Origin of the sequence: Catenulispora pinisilvae (genome assembly GCF_015356865.1) — a bacterium.
In the GTDB taxonomy this organism is placed as follows: domain Bacteria; phylum Actinomycetota; class Actinomycetes; order Streptomycetales; family Catenulisporaceae; genus Catenulispora; species Catenulispora pinisilvae.
Genome location: NZ_JAAFZA010000022.1, coordinates 1 through 16,878 on the forward strand (window position 1 = coordinate 1; position 16,878 = coordinate 16,878).

The 16,878-nt window shown below is 71.1% G+C and carries 13 protein-coding genes; 11 read left to right on the plus strand and 2 right to left on the minus strand.

Features of this window, described 5'->3' with window-relative positions; all coding sequences use genetic code 11:
• Positions 1 to 792 precede the first annotated feature (792 nt).
• The 7 genes from IZR01_RS08695 to IZR01_RS53055 all read left to right on the plus strand — a co-directional run bounded on the left by IZR01_RS08695 (position 793) and on the right by IZR01_RS53055 (position 9,766).
• The gene (locus tag IZR01_RS08695) at positions 793 to 1,200 is read left to right on the plus strand and encodes a cold shock domain-containing protein (RefSeq protein ID WP_323746113.1); all 408 of its coding nucleotides are present in this window, start codon (positions 793 to 795) and stop codon (positions 1,198 to 1,200) included.
• Positions 1,201 to 1,453: 253 nt separating this feature from the next.
• Positions 1,454 to 3,403, plus strand: a complete 1,950-nt coding sequence (locus tag IZR01_RS50180; RefSeq protein ID WP_228559070.1) for a S9 family peptidase — start codon at positions 1,454 to 1,456, stop codon at positions 3,401 to 3,403.
• A complete protein-coding gene (locus IZR01_RS50185) occupies positions 3,396 to 4,835 on the plus strand; it encodes a serine hydrolase domain-containing protein (RefSeq protein WP_228559071.1) in 1,440 nt (479 codons plus the stop codon). The genes IZR01_RS50180 and IZR01_RS50185 overlap by 8 nt, the downstream gene beginning before the upstream one ends.
• Positions 4,836 to 4,837: 2 nt before the next feature.
• The gene (locus IZR01_RS08705) at positions 4,838 to 5,962 is read left to right on the plus strand and encodes a M20/M25/M40 family metallo-hydrolase (RefSeq protein WP_194891887.1); all 1,125 of its coding nucleotides are present in this window, start codon (positions 4,838 to 4,840) and stop codon (positions 5,960 to 5,962) included.
• Complete coding sequence (locus IZR01_RS08710) at positions 5,959 to 6,906, plus strand: GNAT family N-acetyltransferase (protein ID WP_194923531.1); 948 nt, start codon at positions 5,959 to 5,961, stop codon at positions 6,904 to 6,906. Before IZR01_RS08705 ends, IZR01_RS08710 begins: the two co-directional genes overlap by 4 nt.
• On the plus strand, positions 6,903 to 8,021 hold the full coding sequence (gene menC / locus IZR01_RS08715) for an o-succinylbenzoate synthase (protein ID WP_194923532.1): 1,119 nt from the start codon (positions 6,903 to 6,905) through the stop codon (positions 8,019 to 8,021). The genes IZR01_RS08710 and menC overlap by 4 nt, the downstream gene beginning before the upstream one ends.
• A gap of 74 nt (positions 8,022 to 8,095) precedes the next feature.
• Positions 8,096 to 9,766 (plus strand): PucR family transcriptional regulator, encoded by a 1,671-nt coding sequence (locus IZR01_RS53055; protein ID WP_323746954.1) that lies wholly within the window; start codon positions 8,096 to 8,098, stop codon positions 9,764 to 9,766.
• On the opposite strand, the gene IZR01_RS08725 is transcribed toward IZR01_RS53055, so the two are convergent.
• The gene (locus IZR01_RS08725) at positions 9,767 to 10,381 is read right to left on the minus strand and encodes a hypothetical protein (RefSeq protein ID WP_194923533.1); all 615 of its coding nucleotides are present in this window, start codon (positions 10,379 to 10,381) and stop codon (positions 9,767 to 9,769) included.
• 171 nt (positions 10,382 to 10,552) lie between these two features.
• On the opposite strand from IZR01_RS08725, the gene IZR01_RS08730 reads away from it, so the two are divergent.
• From IZR01_RS08730 to IZR01_RS08740, 3 genes are all read left to right on the plus strand, one after another.
• On the plus strand, positions 10,553 to 12,829 hold the full coding sequence (locus IZR01_RS08730) for a hypothetical protein (protein ID WP_194923534.1): 2,277 nt from the start codon (positions 10,553 to 10,555) through the stop codon (positions 12,827 to 12,829).
• Positions 12,826 to 14,175: a S53 family peptidase gene (locus tag IZR01_RS08735; protein ID WP_228559072.1), complete on the plus strand. Its 1,350-nt coding sequence runs from the start codon at positions 12,826 to 12,828 to the stop codon at positions 14,173 to 14,175. Before IZR01_RS08730 ends, IZR01_RS08735 begins: the two co-directional genes overlap by 4 nt.
• A 180-nt stretch (positions 14,176 to 14,355) precedes the next feature.
• On the plus strand, positions 14,356 to 15,048 hold the full coding sequence (locus tag IZR01_RS08740; protein ID WP_194923535.1) for a DUF6585 family protein: 693 nt from the start codon (positions 14,356 to 14,358) through the stop codon (positions 15,046 to 15,048).
• Between the two features lie 26 nt (positions 15,049 to 15,074).
• Here the strand turns inward: IZR01_RS08740 and IZR01_RS08745 are convergent, their stop codons facing one another.
• Positions 15,075 to 15,626, minus strand: coding sequence for a TetR/AcrR family transcriptional regulator (locus IZR01_RS08745; RefSeq protein WP_323746955.1), 552 nt, complete (start codon positions 15,624 to 15,626; stop codon positions 15,075 to 15,077).
• A 40-nt stretch (positions 15,627 to 15,666) separates the two neighbouring features.
• On the opposite strand from IZR01_RS08745, the gene IZR01_RS08750 reads away from it, so the two are divergent.
• Positions 15,667 to 16,878 (plus strand): acyl-CoA dehydrogenase family protein, encoded by a 1,212-nt coding sequence (locus tag IZR01_RS08750; RefSeq protein ID WP_194923537.1) that lies wholly within the window; start codon positions 15,667 to 15,669, stop codon positions 16,876 to 16,878.

The window sequence follows — 16,878 nt, forward strand, 5'->3', positions numbered from 1 at the left end:
GGGCTGGGCTGGGCCGCACCCGCCAGCTCAGAGTGCGCAGCCTCGGGACTATCGCGTCGCCAGCACCGGGACCGGCGGCCGAGCTCGCCAAGCTGCCGGTCCCCGCACCACCAGTTTTGTACTTCTCCGGTCGGTTTTCGGTTCGTTCCCCTCGGTCGCGTCGGCAGGGCTTCGCCTACAGTGCCGGTGGCCGGGAGTCAAGTTCGCGCTATATAAACCGCAGCTTGCAGGCCTGACCGCAACGGCGCGGACTTTACTCCCGGACACCGGTGCTGTACCCCTTGGGGCTGACGACGCGACCGTGGGGAACGGACCGCAACCACCTCACAAACCGCCAGCGCAGGGCCCTGACCCGGCCACCCTATGGAATTGCGCCAGTTCCCCGAGGGAGCCAAGAGCCCCCGCCGGAGGCGCCGGGCTCTTCACCATAGCTCTTGACCTTGATCTTGCTTGGGCTCTTGATCTTGATCTGGCTGTTGATCTGCTCTTGTTCCGACTTGCCGGAGTTGAAGAGGCCTGAGGCGAGGCGGGATCGTGAACACGAGAACCGGCAGCCGACAAACCCGCCCGCCGCCCCGAACCCCGAACCGGCACAACTATGACCGAAGGCCGTAAAAAGCTTCTAAAACCCACACACCAACCGCAACTCGACCCACAAACTCCACCCCCCCCAAACTAAAGATCCACCCCTTACGGGCGACTTGAGATCCTGCGCGGCTCCGGTAACGTGGGCTCTGGAAAACCGCCGGAAAACTGTGGCTGTTGTGGCTGTCTGGATGTGGGGTGATTGTGGTGAGAGGTTCGATCGTCTCTTTCGACCGCGTCAAGGGATACGGGTTCGTGGCCCCGGATTCCGGTGGCGAGGATGTCTTCGTGCACGTCAACGACTTGTTGGACGACAAGAGCTTGATGGTGCCGGGGCGGGTCGTGCAGTTCAGTGTCGACCAGGGTGACCGGGGGCCGAAGGCGTCCAATGTCACGGTGGTGCTGACGGAGCCGGCGCACGGGCATTCCGCGGCTGGTTCGGCGTCGGCGGACTTCGGTGACGACCTGTGTGACGTGTTGACGGTGCCGGATCTGGAGCACGAGCTCACCGAGATGCTGCTGCACGTCGACCCGCCGCTGCCGGGTTCGCAGATCCTCAACGTCAGGAAGCGCGTGGTCGCCCTCGCGCAGTCTCACGGATGGGTGGATCGCTAGGCGTTTCGGGAAGTGTGGACGGCCGGTCTTCGGATCGGCCGTTCGGCGTTTTCGGGGCCTGTCGTTTGCGTTGCCCTGTCTGCCGGGCTGCCCCTGCCCTACCCTGTCCTGCCCTGCGTGGCCCTCGTCGTCATTGTGCAGCCGCACCACCCGCGGCACCGTTTTTCGTCCAACGCGACAACCGCGCGGTGTCATCAGCTGCCTAGAGTCGCAGGAACTCACAGGCGCGACAGAAGGGCAGGGCTGAGGCGCGATGACCCCGCTGACCCTCGACGACATCTACCGCCTCCAACTCCCCGGCGACCCCGACCTGTCTCCGGACGGTTCGCGCGTCGCCTACGTCCTGACCAGCCAAGACAGTGTCCTCGACAGTGCCGCCCACGCGATCTACGTGGTCGCGACCGCCGGCGGCCGGCCCCGCCGACTTACCAATGGCCCGGCCGACACGGCGCCGCGCTGGTCGCCGGACGGCAGCACACTGGCTTTCCTGCGGGCCGGGCAGCTGCACCTGATCGCCGCCGACGGGGGCGAAGCCCGTCCGCTGACCACCGGGCAGACCCGGCCTGGCGGCGCTGGCGTCGCGGCCTGGTGCCCGGACGGTACCCGCATCGCGTTCAGCGCGGCCGACAGCGTGCGCGACCCGGCCGCTCCGGTGGTCGTTGACGAGGGGTACTGGAAGGCTGATGGCGTCGGCCTTATCGGCGCGGCGCGGAACCAGATCTTCGTGGTCGACGTCGTCGACGGCCGCGTCGAACAACTGACCGATGGGGCCGACGACTGCACTGCGCCGGTCTGGTCGCCGGACGGGACCCGGCTGGCGTTCGTCGGACGCAGCGGCCCCGGGCTGGAGTATCTGGGCGTCTCGGCTCCGTATGTCCTGGATCTTCGGCTAGAGGTAGAGACAGGCCGAATTCCTGTTACCCCGCAACGAATCGGCACCGGCACGCTGCTCGCCGGAGCGCTCTGTTGGTATCCCGACGCCTCGGCGCTGCTGGTCACCGGCCGCACCTCGCTGAGCGTCGGACATCTCAATCTCCTGCGTCAGTCCGTCGCCGAACCGGCCGCGCCGCCGAAGCTGCTGGCCACCGACCAGGACCGCAACGTGATGACCGGCGCCCCCGGCTATCCCGGCGCGCTCGCGCAGTTCCACGGCGACGACATCGTTTACGCGGTCCGCGACCACGGCACGTCGCGACTCTGCTGCCTCCCGGCCGGCTCGGACACGGCCCACTACCTCGACCTCCCGCCGCGCCTGGGTGTCAGCGGCGCGAAGGTGGCCTCGGCTGCCGGCGTCGTCGCGTTCGTATATTCCGACGAGACCACGTTCGCCGAGGTCGGCGTCATGGACCTGGGCTCGGGCGAGTTCACCCGCCTCACCGAACACACTGCGACCGTCGGCATCAAACCTTTGGTTTATCAGGACCGGAACTTCACGATCTCGGACGGCACCACCGTGCCGGGCTTCGTCCTCCGCGACCCGGCCGCCCCGAGCGGCGGACCGCTGCTCGTCGACGTGCACGGCGGCCCGCACAACGCCTGGAGCCCGCAGGCCGACGCGATCCACCTCTACCACCACGAACTGGTCGCGCGGGGCTGGACCATCCTGCTCCTCAACATCAGGGGCAGCGACGGCTACGGCGAATCCCACTACCTGGCGGCGCTCGGGGCGTGGGGCAAGGCCGACGAGCGCGATGTGCTGGAACCCGTCGCGACCCTGGTCGACGAGGGCCTGGTGGACCCGGAGCGGGTCGCTCTGACCGGCTACAGCTACGGCGGCTTCATGAGCTGCTGGCTGTCGGCCCGCAGCGAACTGTTCGCGGCGGTGGTGGCCGGGGGAGTGGTCACCGATCTGCGGAGTATGGCCGGCACCTCGGATGAGGGCCGGGCGATCGCCGAGTTCGAGGTGGGCGGGGGCGACCGGATCGCCGGGTCGTCGCCGCTGGCCTATGTCGACGCCGTTCGCGCGCCTACGCTGATCCTGCACGGCGCCGCTGACGAGCGCTGCCCGCCCGGCCAGGCCGAGCAGTGGTTCCAAGCGCTGAAGTCCCGCGGCGTCGTGGTGCGGATGGTCCTGTACCCGGAAGCTTCCCACTTGTTCATCCTCAACGGCCGGCCTTCGCACCGCGTCGATTACTCCCGCCGGCTCGTGGACTGGGTGACAGCCCACACCGGCCACTCCCGATCGGAGCCCACCGATGACTGAGACCACTGAGACACCCGCCGCCGAGCAGAGCATTCGGGACGCGGGCGGCGACCAGGACCCGGGTGGCGAACTGGACCAGGCACTGACCGCCCGCTGGCAGGCCCGGCTGGACGAACTGGTCGCCGAGCACGGAGTCGGCGCGTCGCTGGGCGTGCTGCACCACGGCGAGCTGGTCGTCGAGGTGGCGTCCGGTTGGGCGCATAAGGGTGCGAAGATCGAGGCCACACCGCAGACCGTGTTCCAGGTCGGCTCGATCACGAAGGTGTGGACCGCGACGCTGGCGCAGATGCTGGCCGAGGGCGGACTGCTGAGTCTGGACCAGCCGGTGGCCGAGTTGCTGCCGGGACTGAAGCTGATCGATGAGGACCTGACGCGGAACGTGACCGTCAGGCATCTGATGACGCACTCCAGCGGCATCGACGGCGACGCCTTCATCGACACCGGCCGCGGCGACGACAACCTGGAGAAGTACGCGGCGGTGCTCGCCGACGTCGGGCTGAACCACCCGCTCGGCGTCACGATGTCGTATTCGAACTCTGCGTTCATGCTGCTGGGCCGGGTCATCGAGCACGTCAGCGGGATCCAGTGGGACGAGCTGATGCGGCAGCGGCTGATCCGTCCGCTGGGGCTGACGCACACCGGCACGCTGCCGGAAGAGGCGCTACTGCATCGCGCGGCCCTGGGACACCTGGGCAACCCGCTCGCGCCGGCGCCGGAATGGGGCCTGATGCGCAATGCCGGCCCGGCCGGGCTGATCCACTCCACGCCGCGCGAAGTCCTGACGTTCGCCAAGTTCCACCTCGACGGCGGCCTCGCCCCCGACGGCACCCGGCTGCTGTCCGAGCAGGCCACGTCGGCGATGCGGACCCCGCAGGTCGAGGTGCCGGACAAGTGGCTGCTGGCCTCGCAGGTCGGCCTGAGCTGGTTCCTGGACGAGTGGGACGGCGCGCCGGTCTTCGGGCACGACGGCAACACCATCGGGCAGTCGGCCTTCCTGCGGGTGCTGCCCGAGCAGGAGCTGGCGATCTGCCTGCTGACCAACGGCGGCGACACGCTGCACCTGTACCACGCGGTGTTCGAGGAGATCGCGCATGAGCTCGGCGGCGTCAAGATGCGGCAGCAGGTCGGTCCGGCCGATCCGCCGCTGGAGTTCGTCCCGGCCGATCACGTGGGCGTCTACGAGCGGGCCTCGGAGCGGCTGGAGGTCGTCGAGCGCGACGGCGGGCTGGTGCTGATCCACACGATGACCGGCGAGCTGGCGCATCTGGTCCAGCCGGAGCCGCTGGAACTGCCGTTGCACACCTTCCTGCCCAAGGTGTTCCTGACGCGGCGGCCCGATCTCGACGCGTGGATGCCCGTCGTGTTCTACGAGATCCCCGGCGGTGGCGAATACCTGCACTTCGGTGCGCGGGCCACGCCGAAGGTGGCGTGAGCATGCCGGCGCGCATCATCGACTGGTCGGCGCGGTTGCCGGAGCTGCTGGCCGACATCGGGGAACTCGTGACGTGCGAATCGCCGACCTCTGACATCGCGGCCGGGCTGCGCTGTGCCGAGCTGGTGGACGCGCTCGGCGCGCGGCTGCTCGGGCCCAAGGCCGAGCGGATCGCGGACGCCGCCGGGCGGGTGCACCTGCGCTGGCGGTTCGGCGCCGGTGACAGGGTGCTGATACTCGGGCACTACGACACCGTGTGGCCGATCGGCTCGCTGGCCACCCATCCGTTCGCGGTGAGCGGGGACGGGGTGATGACCGGGCCGGGCTGCTTCGACATGAAGACCGGCCTGGTGCAGCTCTTCCACGCCGCGGCCGCGCAGGACCGGCTCGACGGCCTGACCATCCTGGTCACCGGCGATGAGGAGACCGGCTCGGCGGGCTCGCAGGCGCTGATCGAGGCCGAGGCGCGCCGGGTGCGGGCGGCGCTGGTGCTGGAGGCGTCCGAAGGCGGGGCGCTGAAGTCGGCGCGCAAGGGCGTGGCGACCTACGACGTCGAGATCGGCGGCCGGGCCTCGCACGCCGGATTGCAGCCGCACCTCGGCGTGAACACGACGGTCGAGCTGGCGCACCAGGTGCTGGCGATCGCCTCGATCGCGGACGCGTCGGCGGGCACGACCGTGACGCCGACGGTCGCCGCCTCCGGCACCACGCGCAACACGGTGCCCGACGCCGCGCGGCTGCTGGTGGACGTGCGGGTGGCCACGGCCGCGGAGCAGAAGCGCGTGGACGCGGAACTACGTGCCCTGACACCGGTGCTGCCGAAGGCTTCGGTGCGGGTGAACGACGGCCCGCGCCGCCCACCGCTACCGGAATCCGCCTCGGCGCCGCTGCTGGCCCGGGCGCGCCGGCTGTGGGCGGAGCTGGGCCACGGCGAGCTGGGCGCCGTCGCGGTCGGCGGCGGCTCGGACGGCAACCTGACCGCCGGCGTCGGCACCCCCACCCTGGACGGCCTCGGCGCCGCGGGCGGCGGTGCGCACGCGGACGACGAGCACGTGCTGGTCGGCGAGATCCCACGGCGCACGGCTTTGGTGGCGGCGCTGATCGCGGAGCTGTTGGGCGAGGAATGAGCGCGAGTGACCAGCTCCTCCGTGCCGAGGCGGAGGCCGATGCCGCCGCCTCGGCGCGCGCCGCGGAACTCACCATCGCCGAGCTTTCCACGATGCCTGAGATGCGCCGGGCCTCGGCCCTCATGGACCGGGTCTGGCGGCCGGGCAACGGGGCGGCGATGATGCCGGAGGCCCTTCTCAAGGTGCTCTCTGGCACCGGCGGCTATGTGGCGGGGGCCTTTCGTGGCGACCGGATGGTCGGGGTCTGTGTCGGGCTGCTGTCCCAGTGGGGGTTGCATTCGCACATCGCGGCTGTCGAGGATCCGTTGCGAGGCGCGGGGTTGGGGCGCGCTATCAAGCTCGATCAGCGCGCGTGGGCCCTGCGGCGTGGGATCGGTACGGTCACCTGGACCTATGATCCGCTGATCAGTCGCAACGCGTACTTCAACCTGGCCAAGCTCGGGGCGGTGGCCGCCGAGTACCACACCGACTACTACGGCACCATGAACGACGAGGTCAACGCGGGCACCCCTACTGACCGCATCCTTGTGCGCTGGGAGTTGGCGAGTCAGCGGGTGCGGCGCGTACTGCACAAAAGCGCGACCGCCGCCGCGCGCGACGGCGCTGCCACGCAGGACAGCGCTGCCACGCACGACGGCGCTGTCATCGCGTTAGCCGTGGGTCGTGACGGAAGCCCGATCCTCGGCCTCGGTTCCCGCGACGCGCGCCGCCTGCTCGTCGGCATCCCGGAAGACGCTGAGGCGCTGCGCGTCAGTGACCCGGATCTGGCGGCGCGGTGGCGGCCCGCGTTGCGCGACGTCCTCGGCGGCCTGATGGCGGCCGGCGGCCACGTCACCGGCTTCACGCGCGACGGCCACTACGTCGTCGAGCGACCAGAGGGGATCACGAGCGCCGATCCGGCAGCAGATCCGGTACCAGACCCCGCACGAAAGGACCGCGCATGAAGCCGACCGAAATCGAACTGCGGCGGGTCGCGATCCCGCTGGTCGCGCCGTTCCGCACCTCCTTCGGGACCCAGCACACCCGCGAGCTCGGGCTGGTCCGGGTCCGTACCGAGCAGAGCGAAGGGTGGGGCGAGCTCGTCACCATGACCGCCCCGGTCTACTCCTCCGAGTACACCGACGGCGCCCTCGCCGTCCTGCGCGACCACCTCATCCCCATGCTGGCGCGCGCCGCGGCCGACAAGGGCGGCCTCGACCCGTGGGCCGTCGCCCCGGCTCTCGCGCCCGTCAAAGGCCACCGGATGGCCAAGGCCGCGTTGGAGACCGCGGTCCTGGACGCCTGGCTGCGTGAGCGTTCGCTGTCCATGGCGCAATGGCTCGGCGCCACTCGCGACAAGGTCGCGGCGGGGGTGTCGGTCGGCATCATGGACTCCGTCCCGCAGCTGCTGGACGCCGTCGGCGGTTACCTCGCCGAGGGCTACCTGCGCATCAAGCTGAAGATCGAGCCCGGCTGGGATCTGGAGCCGGTGGCCGCGGTGCGGGAGCGCTTCGGCGACGACGTCCTGCTGCAAGTCGACGCCAACACCGCCTACACCCTCGCCGACGCCCCGCTGCTGGCCCGGCTGGATCCCTTCGACCTGCTCCTGATCGAGCAGCCGCTGGAGGAAGAGGACATCCGCGGCCACGCCGAGCTGGCCCGGCGCATCAAGACCCCGGTCTGCCTGGACGAGTCGATCGTCTCGGCCCGCTCCGCCGCCGACGCCATCGCGCTCGGCGCGTGCGCGGTCGTGAATATCAAGCCCGGCCGGGTCGGCGGCTATCTGGAAGCCCGCCGCATCCACGACGTCTGCGCGGCGCACGCCGTTCCCGTCTGGTGCGGCGGCATGCTGGAGACGGGGCTGGGCCGGGCCGCCAACGTGGCCTTGGCCGCGCTGCCCGGATTCACGCTGCCCGGCGACACCTCGGCCTCCGATCGCTACTACCGCACCGACATCACCGAGCCGTTCGTGTTGAAGGACGGGCACCTGGACGTGCCGCACGAGCCGGGCTTGGGACGCACACCGATCCCCGAGCTGCTGGCGGCCGTGACCGAGACCTCGGAGTGGATCACTTTGTGACCGTGACGACCGTGATGACGGCAGCTCCAGCGGTGACCTAGTGTGGGTGATCACTGGAAGAGGAGAGGCGCGGCGTGCAGATTCCCGAACCGCCCCGGGTCGCCCTCGGCCGCATCGTCTCCGATCTCGGCTCCACCTTGGTCGAAGTGGTCGCCGGCGTCGCCGACCCGGACGTCGGGGTCTGCGGCGTCCTCATCCACGACCCGCTCGACGAGCCCTCCCGCCTGCCCGGCGCCGTCGTGCTCGGCGTCGGCGTCTATGGCCCCGAGCCGGTCGCGGCGCTCGTCGAGCACGCGCACGGGCTCGGGGCCGCCGCGGTGATGGTCCGTTCGCCGGTTGCCGCCGACGGACCGGTGGCGAAAGCAGCCGCCGACACCGGCCTGGTCGTGCTGGGCCTGACGCCCGGGGCATCTTGGGCCCAGGTCGCGGCGCTTCTCAGATCCCTGATCGCCACGGACGCCGCCGGCGCCGATCCCGCCCCCGGGCCGGCCACCCCGCTGGGCGGCGATCTGTTCGCCCTGGCCAACGCCATAGCCGGCCTGCTCGACGGCCCGGTCACCATCGAAGACCGGGGCGGCGCCGTGCTGGCCTTCTCCGCCCGCCAGGACGAGGCCGACGACTCGCGGATCGCGACCATCCTGGACCGCCAGGTCCCGGCCGAAAAGCTGCGGGCGCTGGAGAAGCAGGGCGCGTTCCGGGCCCTGTACCGCAGCGACGACCCGATCTACATCGCGGGCATCGGCGAGAAACCACGTGTGGCCATCGCGATCCGGGCCGGCGGCGAGATCCTGGGCTCGATCTGGGTGGTGGTGCCCGGTCCGCTGAACGACGACCGGGCCCAGGCGTTCCGGGAAGCCGCCGGCGTCGCCGCCCTGCACCTGCTGCGCCAGCGCAGCGGCGCGGACGCCGACCGCCGCCTGCGTGCGGACCTGCTGGCCACGGTGCTGGAGGGCGGAGCGCAGGCCATGCGCGCCGCGGCCCGCCTCGGCCTGACGGCGCAGCGCGCGTGCGTCCTGGCCGTGGCGGTCGACGCCGAGACCGCCCAGGACACCACGGATCCGGGCCGCGCCGCCGCCGGCGACCGCATCGCCGGCAGCCTGGCTTTGCACCTGTCGGCGGTCCACCCGCACACGGCGGTGGCGTCCCTGGGCAGCGTCACCTACGCGGTCCTGCCCTGCGGTGCCGACGACGACGCCCGCCGCGTGGCCGCGGCGTTCCTGGCCCGGCTCGGGGTCAAAGTCCCCACCTTCATCGGCATCGGACGTCTCGCCGACCGCCCCACCGACCTTCGCCGCAGCCGTTCCGACGCCGACCGTGCGCTGCGCGTGCTCCGGTCGCGCGCCGCAAGAGCCTGCGATACCGCGGAAGCGCCGCCCGCGGAATCGGTGTCGGCGGAATCGGTGCCGGCGCAACGGATCGCGTGCCTGTCCGACGTCTACGTGGCCAGCCTGCTCGACGAACTCGCCGACCGCATGGCCGCCGAGGACGACCGCCCCGACGGCCCGGTCGTGCGGCTGCGCGCCTACGACCGCGAACACGGAGCGCAGTTCACCGAGACGCTGGCGGCGTGGCTGGACACGTTCGGCGACGTCGCGGCGGCCGCGGCGCGCGTGCACGTCCATCCGAACACGTTCCGCTACCGGCTCCGGCGGCTCTCGGAGGTCGCGGGGATCGACCTGGCCGACGCCGAGGCCCGGTTCGAGGCGATGGTGCAGTTGCGGCTGCGGGTGCCGGAAGCGGATTAGTCAGGCGGTCGTCAACGCCGAGTTCTGCCCGAGTTGACGGACGGTCCCGAAGCGGCCGCCGCCGGTCGCGGTGACGCACACCGGCTGGAGCTCGGCGCCGGGCACCGTCCCCACCGTTCCGACCGTCCCGACCGCCACGACGGCGCCGGCCGGCTCGAGCCAGCCCCACCGGGTCGTGACCCAGCCCAGCTGCGCCCGGCTCCGCGCCCCGGTCAGCGTCATCAGCTCCCGGACCCGGCGCTCGATGCTGCTGGTGCTCATGTTGAGCGTCCGCTCGGCGGCGGCGTCGGCGAGCAGCAACCGCAGCAGGCGCAACGCCTCCGGGTCCGGGAGCGGGACGCGCACGGTGGTCGACACCGCCGGGTGGGGGTGGCTCGCGGCGGTCCCGTGGCCGCGCGGCCCGGGCAGCCCGGCCAGCGCGGCGCGGTGGCCCAGCTGCATGCGGTTGCCCGAGCCGGACCAGTCCATCAACTCCCTGATCCGTCGCTGGACGGTGCGCTCGCTCATCCCCAGCCGGTGCGCGCTGGCGTGGTCGGTCAGGCCGGCCAGCAGGTTCGCCAGGGCGGCGCCGTGGTCCGGACTGAGCTGGTCCGGCCAGATCGCCGTAGAGGGCACGGGGCCTCCGTTCTCCGTGGTCCTTCTCATGACAAAGACGGCGCGAGGGGGGTCTGAGGTTGCCGTCGCCCGCTGTCGTATAGCCGTCAAATCAGATGGCTGACATGTTCGGGTTATTCGGGGTACATCAGTGCTTTGACCAATGTTGCGAAGATCCTGGAGGAACCACAGGTGATATCTCGCAGATCCCGAACCGTCTCGGCGGCGGCCGCGCTGTTCACGGCCGTCGCCTTGGGAGTTCCGGCGGCCGCGCAGGCCGCCGCTCCCGACGGCTCCGGCGCGACCACCGCCGCCGCGCCGACCGTGACCCCGGTCGGCGCGGGGACGGCCGCCGGCGCCACCGCCGTCACGCTGCCCACCGGCGACCGGGTCGTCGTCGGCACCGGCGCCGAATCCGGAGTCGCCGTGGACTCCGGTTCCGGCGGCTCGGACGCCTTCGCGAACTTCACCGTCGGCGGCGATCGTTACGTCATTCCGTCGGAGGCCGCGCCGTATGCCGGGCGGCTGCTGGACCCGTCCCTTTTCGACGTCACCAAGCTCGCGGCCGCCGCTCCTGACGCGGCGGCGCATATTCCGGTGCAGTTGCAGTTCGCCGCCGGTGTCACGCCGACCGCACCGGCCGGCGTCACGTTCACCTCGGTCACCGGCCAGAACGCGACCGGATATCTGACCCCGGGTTCGGGCAAGGCCTTCGCGCAGGGGCTGCGGGACTCCATCAAGGCCGATCTCGCCGCCGGCAAGCCGGCCGGGACCGGAGCCCTGTTCGGCGGCCTGACCTCGATGGCCGCGCTCGGCACCGCGGCGCCGGCTCAGCCGCACTACCCGCTGCACATCCTGCAGGTGAACACCCTGGACGGCACCGGCGCACCGTCGAACACGATGGTGATCCTGCTCGACACCGACAACATACGGGCGTTCAACGGGCAGATCGCGTCCTACCAGGGCATCGCGAAGGTGGCGGTACCGGCCGGGAACTACGCCGCGATCAGCCTCGACTTCGTCTTCAACGCCCAGGCCGGCACGGTCCGGACGAACTTCGTCTCCGAGGACGGCATCACCGTGCCCGCGACCGGCCCGGTCCCGCCGGCCACCGTCGACGAGCGCACGGCGACCAGCCCGATCACCTTCACGACGCAGAAGCCCTCGACCGAGGCCAGCGGGCTCGTCCAGGTCATCCGCGTGGACCCGAACGGGGTCGGCGGCGGTCTGGGGGCGTTCACCGGCGCCGGGCAATCGGTCTACGTCAGTCCCGAGGCCAAGCCCGCGACCGGGGCCCTGAACTTCTCCGTGAACTGGGTCGGCCAGAGCCCGGCGACGGCCGCCAGCTCCTACCGGTACAACCTCGGCCTGATCGCGGATCAGATCTCTGCGAACCAGTCCTACGCCCCGGCCGACAGCTCGCTGGCGACGTTGCACCACACCTTCAGCCTGGACCCGGCGTTCGGTACGAACCTGCCGAGCATCGGCAGCGGCTTCGTCGACCCCTACGGCTACAGCCTGAGCATGCTGCCGACCACCGGCGATTCGGCCACCGAATACGTTACCGGCGGCCTGGACTGGCTGACCCAGGCCTCGCTCCCGGCGCTGCCCAACAGCTCCCCGACCGGGCCGCCGGCGTTCGCCGTTCTCGGCGATGACGCGCGGCCCTACACCGCCGGCCAGAGCGTGACGCGGAACTGGGGTCAGGCTCCGATCGCCCCGAACTTCGGCCGGCACGCGGCCGGGGCGAGCCTGTTCAACTGCCAGGCCTGCGTGGGTGCCGGGAACATGAACGTCACCGTCGGCATGCTCGGTGACAGCAACCGGGACACCTCGGGCCTGGACTTCGGTGCGGTCGGCAGCTCGCAGCTGTACTGGAACGGCACGCTGGTCTCCTCCGACACCGGTCATTTCGGCTACGCCCTGCAGAACATCCCGGCGGGCCCGGCGACGGTGCGGACGGTGTTCGACTTCGACCGCAGCGCCACCGGCATATCGCAGTCCACGAAGACGCACACCGACGTCACGATCCCCTACTCCGGCCAGAGCGACCCCAGGCTGGCTCTGCCCGCGGCCGTCCCGTGCCCCGCGGCCGCCTCGGCGAGCCCGCAGGCCGCGCCCTGCCAGATCCTGCCGGCGCTGACGCTGAACTACCAGCTCAACGGCCTGGACAACCGGAACACCTCGCACTCCCCGGTGCAGACCCTGGTGCTGAGCGTCGGCCACGTCTCCTACGGCGACTACGGTTCGCACGCGGCGATCAACTCGGCGAAGGTGTCAGTGTCCTACGACAACGGCGCCACCTGGAAGGACGTCCCCACCTACGGCTTGGCCGGGACGTACGCCGCGTACTGGGCCAACCCGAAGGCCGGCAGCCCGGTCGAGCTGCGGGTCACCGCGACCGACTGCCTCGGCGGCTCGATCACCCAGACCGTCACCAACCCCTACACCGTCGGGGTGACGTCATGAGGAGTCTGATGAACCCGAACAACTCCGGCGGCCGGACGCCGGTCATCCGCCGCAGAACGCGGCTGGTGACCGTTTTCGCCGCCGTCACGACCCTGGTGGCCGGATTCGCCGTCACGGCCGCCGCCACGGCCACGGCCAACGCCGCCGCCCCGGCTGCCGCGTCCTCCCAGGGCACTAGCTCCCAGGGCCACGGCCACGGGGCCGGCAACGTCAAGGACGCCTGCGGCGCGGCCAAGCCCGGCTACGCCCGCTGCTTCGCCGAGATCCGCACGGACGTCCACGGCGGCACCGGCGTGCGGGGACCGGCGACGGCCGGACGCTTCGGCGCCGCGGCGACCGCGCTGCCGGCGGGCCTGGGCCCGGCGGACCTGCACTCCGCCTACAAGCTGCCGACCACCGGCGGGGCGAACCAGACGGTCGCGATCGTGGACGCCGGCGACGACCCCACGGCCGAGGCCGACCTGGCCGTCTACCGCACCACCTACGGCCTGCCGGCCTGCACCACCGCCAACGGCTGCTTCACCAAGGTCAACGAGCGCGGCGCGGCCACCCCGCTGCCGGCCGACCAGGGCTGGGGCGTGGAGGAGGCGCTGGACCTGGACATGGTGTCCGCGGCCTGCCCGCAGTGCAAAATCCTGCTCGTCGAGGCTGACACGGCCTCCGGCGACGACCTGGGCGCCTCGGTGAACGCCGCGGTGGCGCTCGGCGCGACCGAGGTGTCCAACAGCTACGGAGGCACCGAGGGCAACGGCATCCAAGCCGACGCCCCGGACTACGCGCACCCCGGCGTCGCGATCGTCGCCTCCAGCGGCGACTCCGGCTACGGAATCCCCAACGCCCCGGCCGTCTACAGCAGCGTGATCGCGGTCGGCGGCACCTCGCTGGCCAAGGCCTCCAACACCCGCGGCTGGACCGAGACCGCGTGGACGGGCGCCGGCGCCGGCTGTTCGGCGTGGGTGGACAAGCCGGCCTGGCAGACCGATCCCAACTGCCCCGGCCGCATGGTCGCCGACGTCTCCGCCGACGCCGACCCCAACACCGGACCGGCCATCTACGTCACCGACGCCCCCGACCTGGAGGGCCTGCCCTCCGGCTGGAACATCGTCGGCGGCACCAGCGCCTCCTCGCCGTTCATCGCCGGCGTGATCGCACTGGCCGGGAACCCGGCGAAGTACGCGGACGCCTCGCCGTTCTACGCACCGGCAGCCCAGGCCGGGCTGAACGACGTGGTCGGCGGCAATGACATCACCGGCGTGGACTGCGGCGGCGACTACCAGTGCAACGCGGTCGCCGGCTACGACGGGCCGACCGGACTGGGCACGCCGAACGGATTGTCATCGTTCTGATGTGAGCAGTGCTTGTCCGTCTGATGTAAGCAGTGCTAGTCCGCAGTGGCCCGTCTCTTCCGGAGGCGGGCCACCGCGCGTATCCGATCGTCAGGACCGGTCCTCCAGGGAGGTGGCTAGCGTGGGCCCGAGGCCGCGCAGGGCGGTGCGGACCACGAAGCCGATCTCAGGAGCGCAGAGGTGTCGAACAGCTCACCGGGCCAGTACCTAGCCGAGGCCGAGCAGGCCGGCCTCGCGGCCAAGCAGGCGGGGCTCGGGAAGCCGGGCCGCTTCTTCGCCAGCACCAGACGGGGCTTCGCGTGGCGGGTCAAGGACACCGGCCAGTTGGTCTACGAGTTCGAAGGAGGCCTGGTCGGCGTGCGGGTCGGCGGGCGGCCGGAAGTGTTCCCCTGGGCCCGGATCACCCAGGTCACGCGGTTCAGCCAGCACATGAACAAGAACGTCAAGTACGTCTGCACCCGGTTCGTCTACAAGGTCACCCGCGACGATGGGGCGGCCATGGACCTGAGGGGGAGCTACGTATCCCCGGAGCGGAGCAAGCAGGCTGATCCCGCCGCGGTGGGATCCCGGTTCGACAGCTTCGGTCAGGACGTGGCCCGGCGGGTCTCCACCGCGAAGCTGCCCGAGGCCCGCGCCGCCCTGGCCCGCGGCGAGAGCCTCAAGTTCGGCTTCGTCGTCATCAGAGCGGACGGCATCGTCCGTAAGAACGGCGTCGTCGCCTGGAATCTGATCCGAGAGGTGAGCATGAAGAACGGCCATCTCGACATCTTTCAGGTCGACAAGAAAATCACTCTGCTCGCGGTGCCGGTGAGCACTGTTCCCAACCTTCCGCTTCTGCTGCACCTCATCGACGAGCTGCGCAAGGGGCAGTAGCCAGGCGGGGGTGATCGAGCTGTCGACTAGACCATGCGCTCCAAGGATTCCCGCAGCAGCACCAACAACTCCGCCCGGGTCAGCGTCGGCTCGGCCGTCCACGCCAGCACGACGTCCTCGACGAACCCGAACCAGCCGTGCAGCACCAGCTCCGTCCGCGGGTCCGGGGCCCGGTCCAGGGCGCGCCGGGCCCGGTCCACGAAGACCGCGCGGGTCCCCTCGTAGATCTCGATGACGTAGTCCGCGCCGCCGGCCGCTCCCCGGAACAGGGCCAGGTAGGGCTCGCGGCGGCGTTCCACGAAGCTGACGTAGGCGTCCAGGGTCTGCGTCAGCTGCTCGGCCGGGGCGGCGTCCGGATCGGGCTCGGTCTGGCGCAGGAGGCGGCGGGCGGCGGCCTGGACGACCGCGACGTAGTAGTCGCGCTTGGTCGGGAAGTAGTGGAACAGCAGGCCGCGGGAGATGCCCGCCTCGGCGGCGATCTCGTCCAGGGACAGCTCGTGGATCGGCTGGTCGATGAGTTTGGCCAGGCCGATGCCGATCAGCTGGCGGCGGCGGTCGGCGGCGGCGAGTCGGGGCACTTTATTGAGCATAGCTCAACAACGGGTTAGGCTCCCGGGTATGGACTTCGCCCCGTCAGCACGCGGCCGGGAGTATGCCGAGCGTGTCAAGGACTTCATGGATACCGAGATCGCGCCGGCTGAGGAGCCGTTGCTGCGACGAAGGCTCGCCGCCGCTCCCGAGGCCCGCTGGCAGGTCGATCCGGTGCTGGCCGAGCTGAAGGACAAGGCCCGGGCCGCGGGGCTGTGGAACCTGTTCCTGCCGGACGTCTCGGGCCTGTCGAACGTGGACTACGCGCCGCTGGCCGAGCTGATGGGCCGGTCGGTCATCGCCGCCGAGGTGTTCAACTGCAACGCCCCGGACACCGGCAACATGGAGGTGCTGCACCAGTTCGGCTCGCCCGAGCAGAGGGAACAGTGGCTGAAACCGTTGCTGGACGGCCGGATCCGCTCCGCGTTCTGCATGACAGAGCCCGAAGTCGCCTCCTCCGACGCCACCACGATGCGGGCCACGGCCGCCGTCGTGGACGGCGGGATCGTGCTGAACGGCCGCAAGTGGTTCAGCACCGGCGTCGGGCACCCGGACTGCCGGGTCCTGCTGTTCATGGGCGTCACCGATCCGGCAGGCCAGAAGTACCGGCGGCACTCGATCGTGGCCGTGCCGGTCGACGCGCCCGGGGTGCGGATCGAGCGGATGCTCCCGGTGATGGGCCGCTACGACGAGCCCAGCGGGCACGGCGAGGTGTCCTTCACCGATGTCCGCCTGCCGCTGGAGGCCTTCGTCGGCGGCCCCGGGGCGGGCTTCGAGATCGGGCAGAAGCGGCTCGGACCCGGCCGCGTCCACCACTGCATGCGGCTGATCGGCCTGGCCGAGGCCGCGCTGGAGGCGGCCTGCCGGCGCGGCGTGGAACGCTCGGCGTTCGGCAAGCCGCTGGTGAACCTCGGCGGCAACCGCGAGCGGATCGCCGAGGCCCGGATCGCGATCAACCAGGCGCGGCTGCTGGTGCTCTACACCGCCTGGCTGCTGGACGCCCAGGGCGTCTTCGGCGCGCTGTCGGAGATCTCGCAGATCAAGGTGGCGGTGCCCTCGATGGCGCAGAACGTCATCGACATGGCGATCCAGTTGCACGGCGGCGCCGGGCTGACCGACGACACGTTCCTGGCCGGGGCCTGGACCATCGCCCGCGCGCTGCGGCTGGCCGACGGTCCCGACGAGGTGCACCGCGGCGTCGTCGCCCGGCTGGAGCTCGGCCGCTATGGAATGGCACGGTGA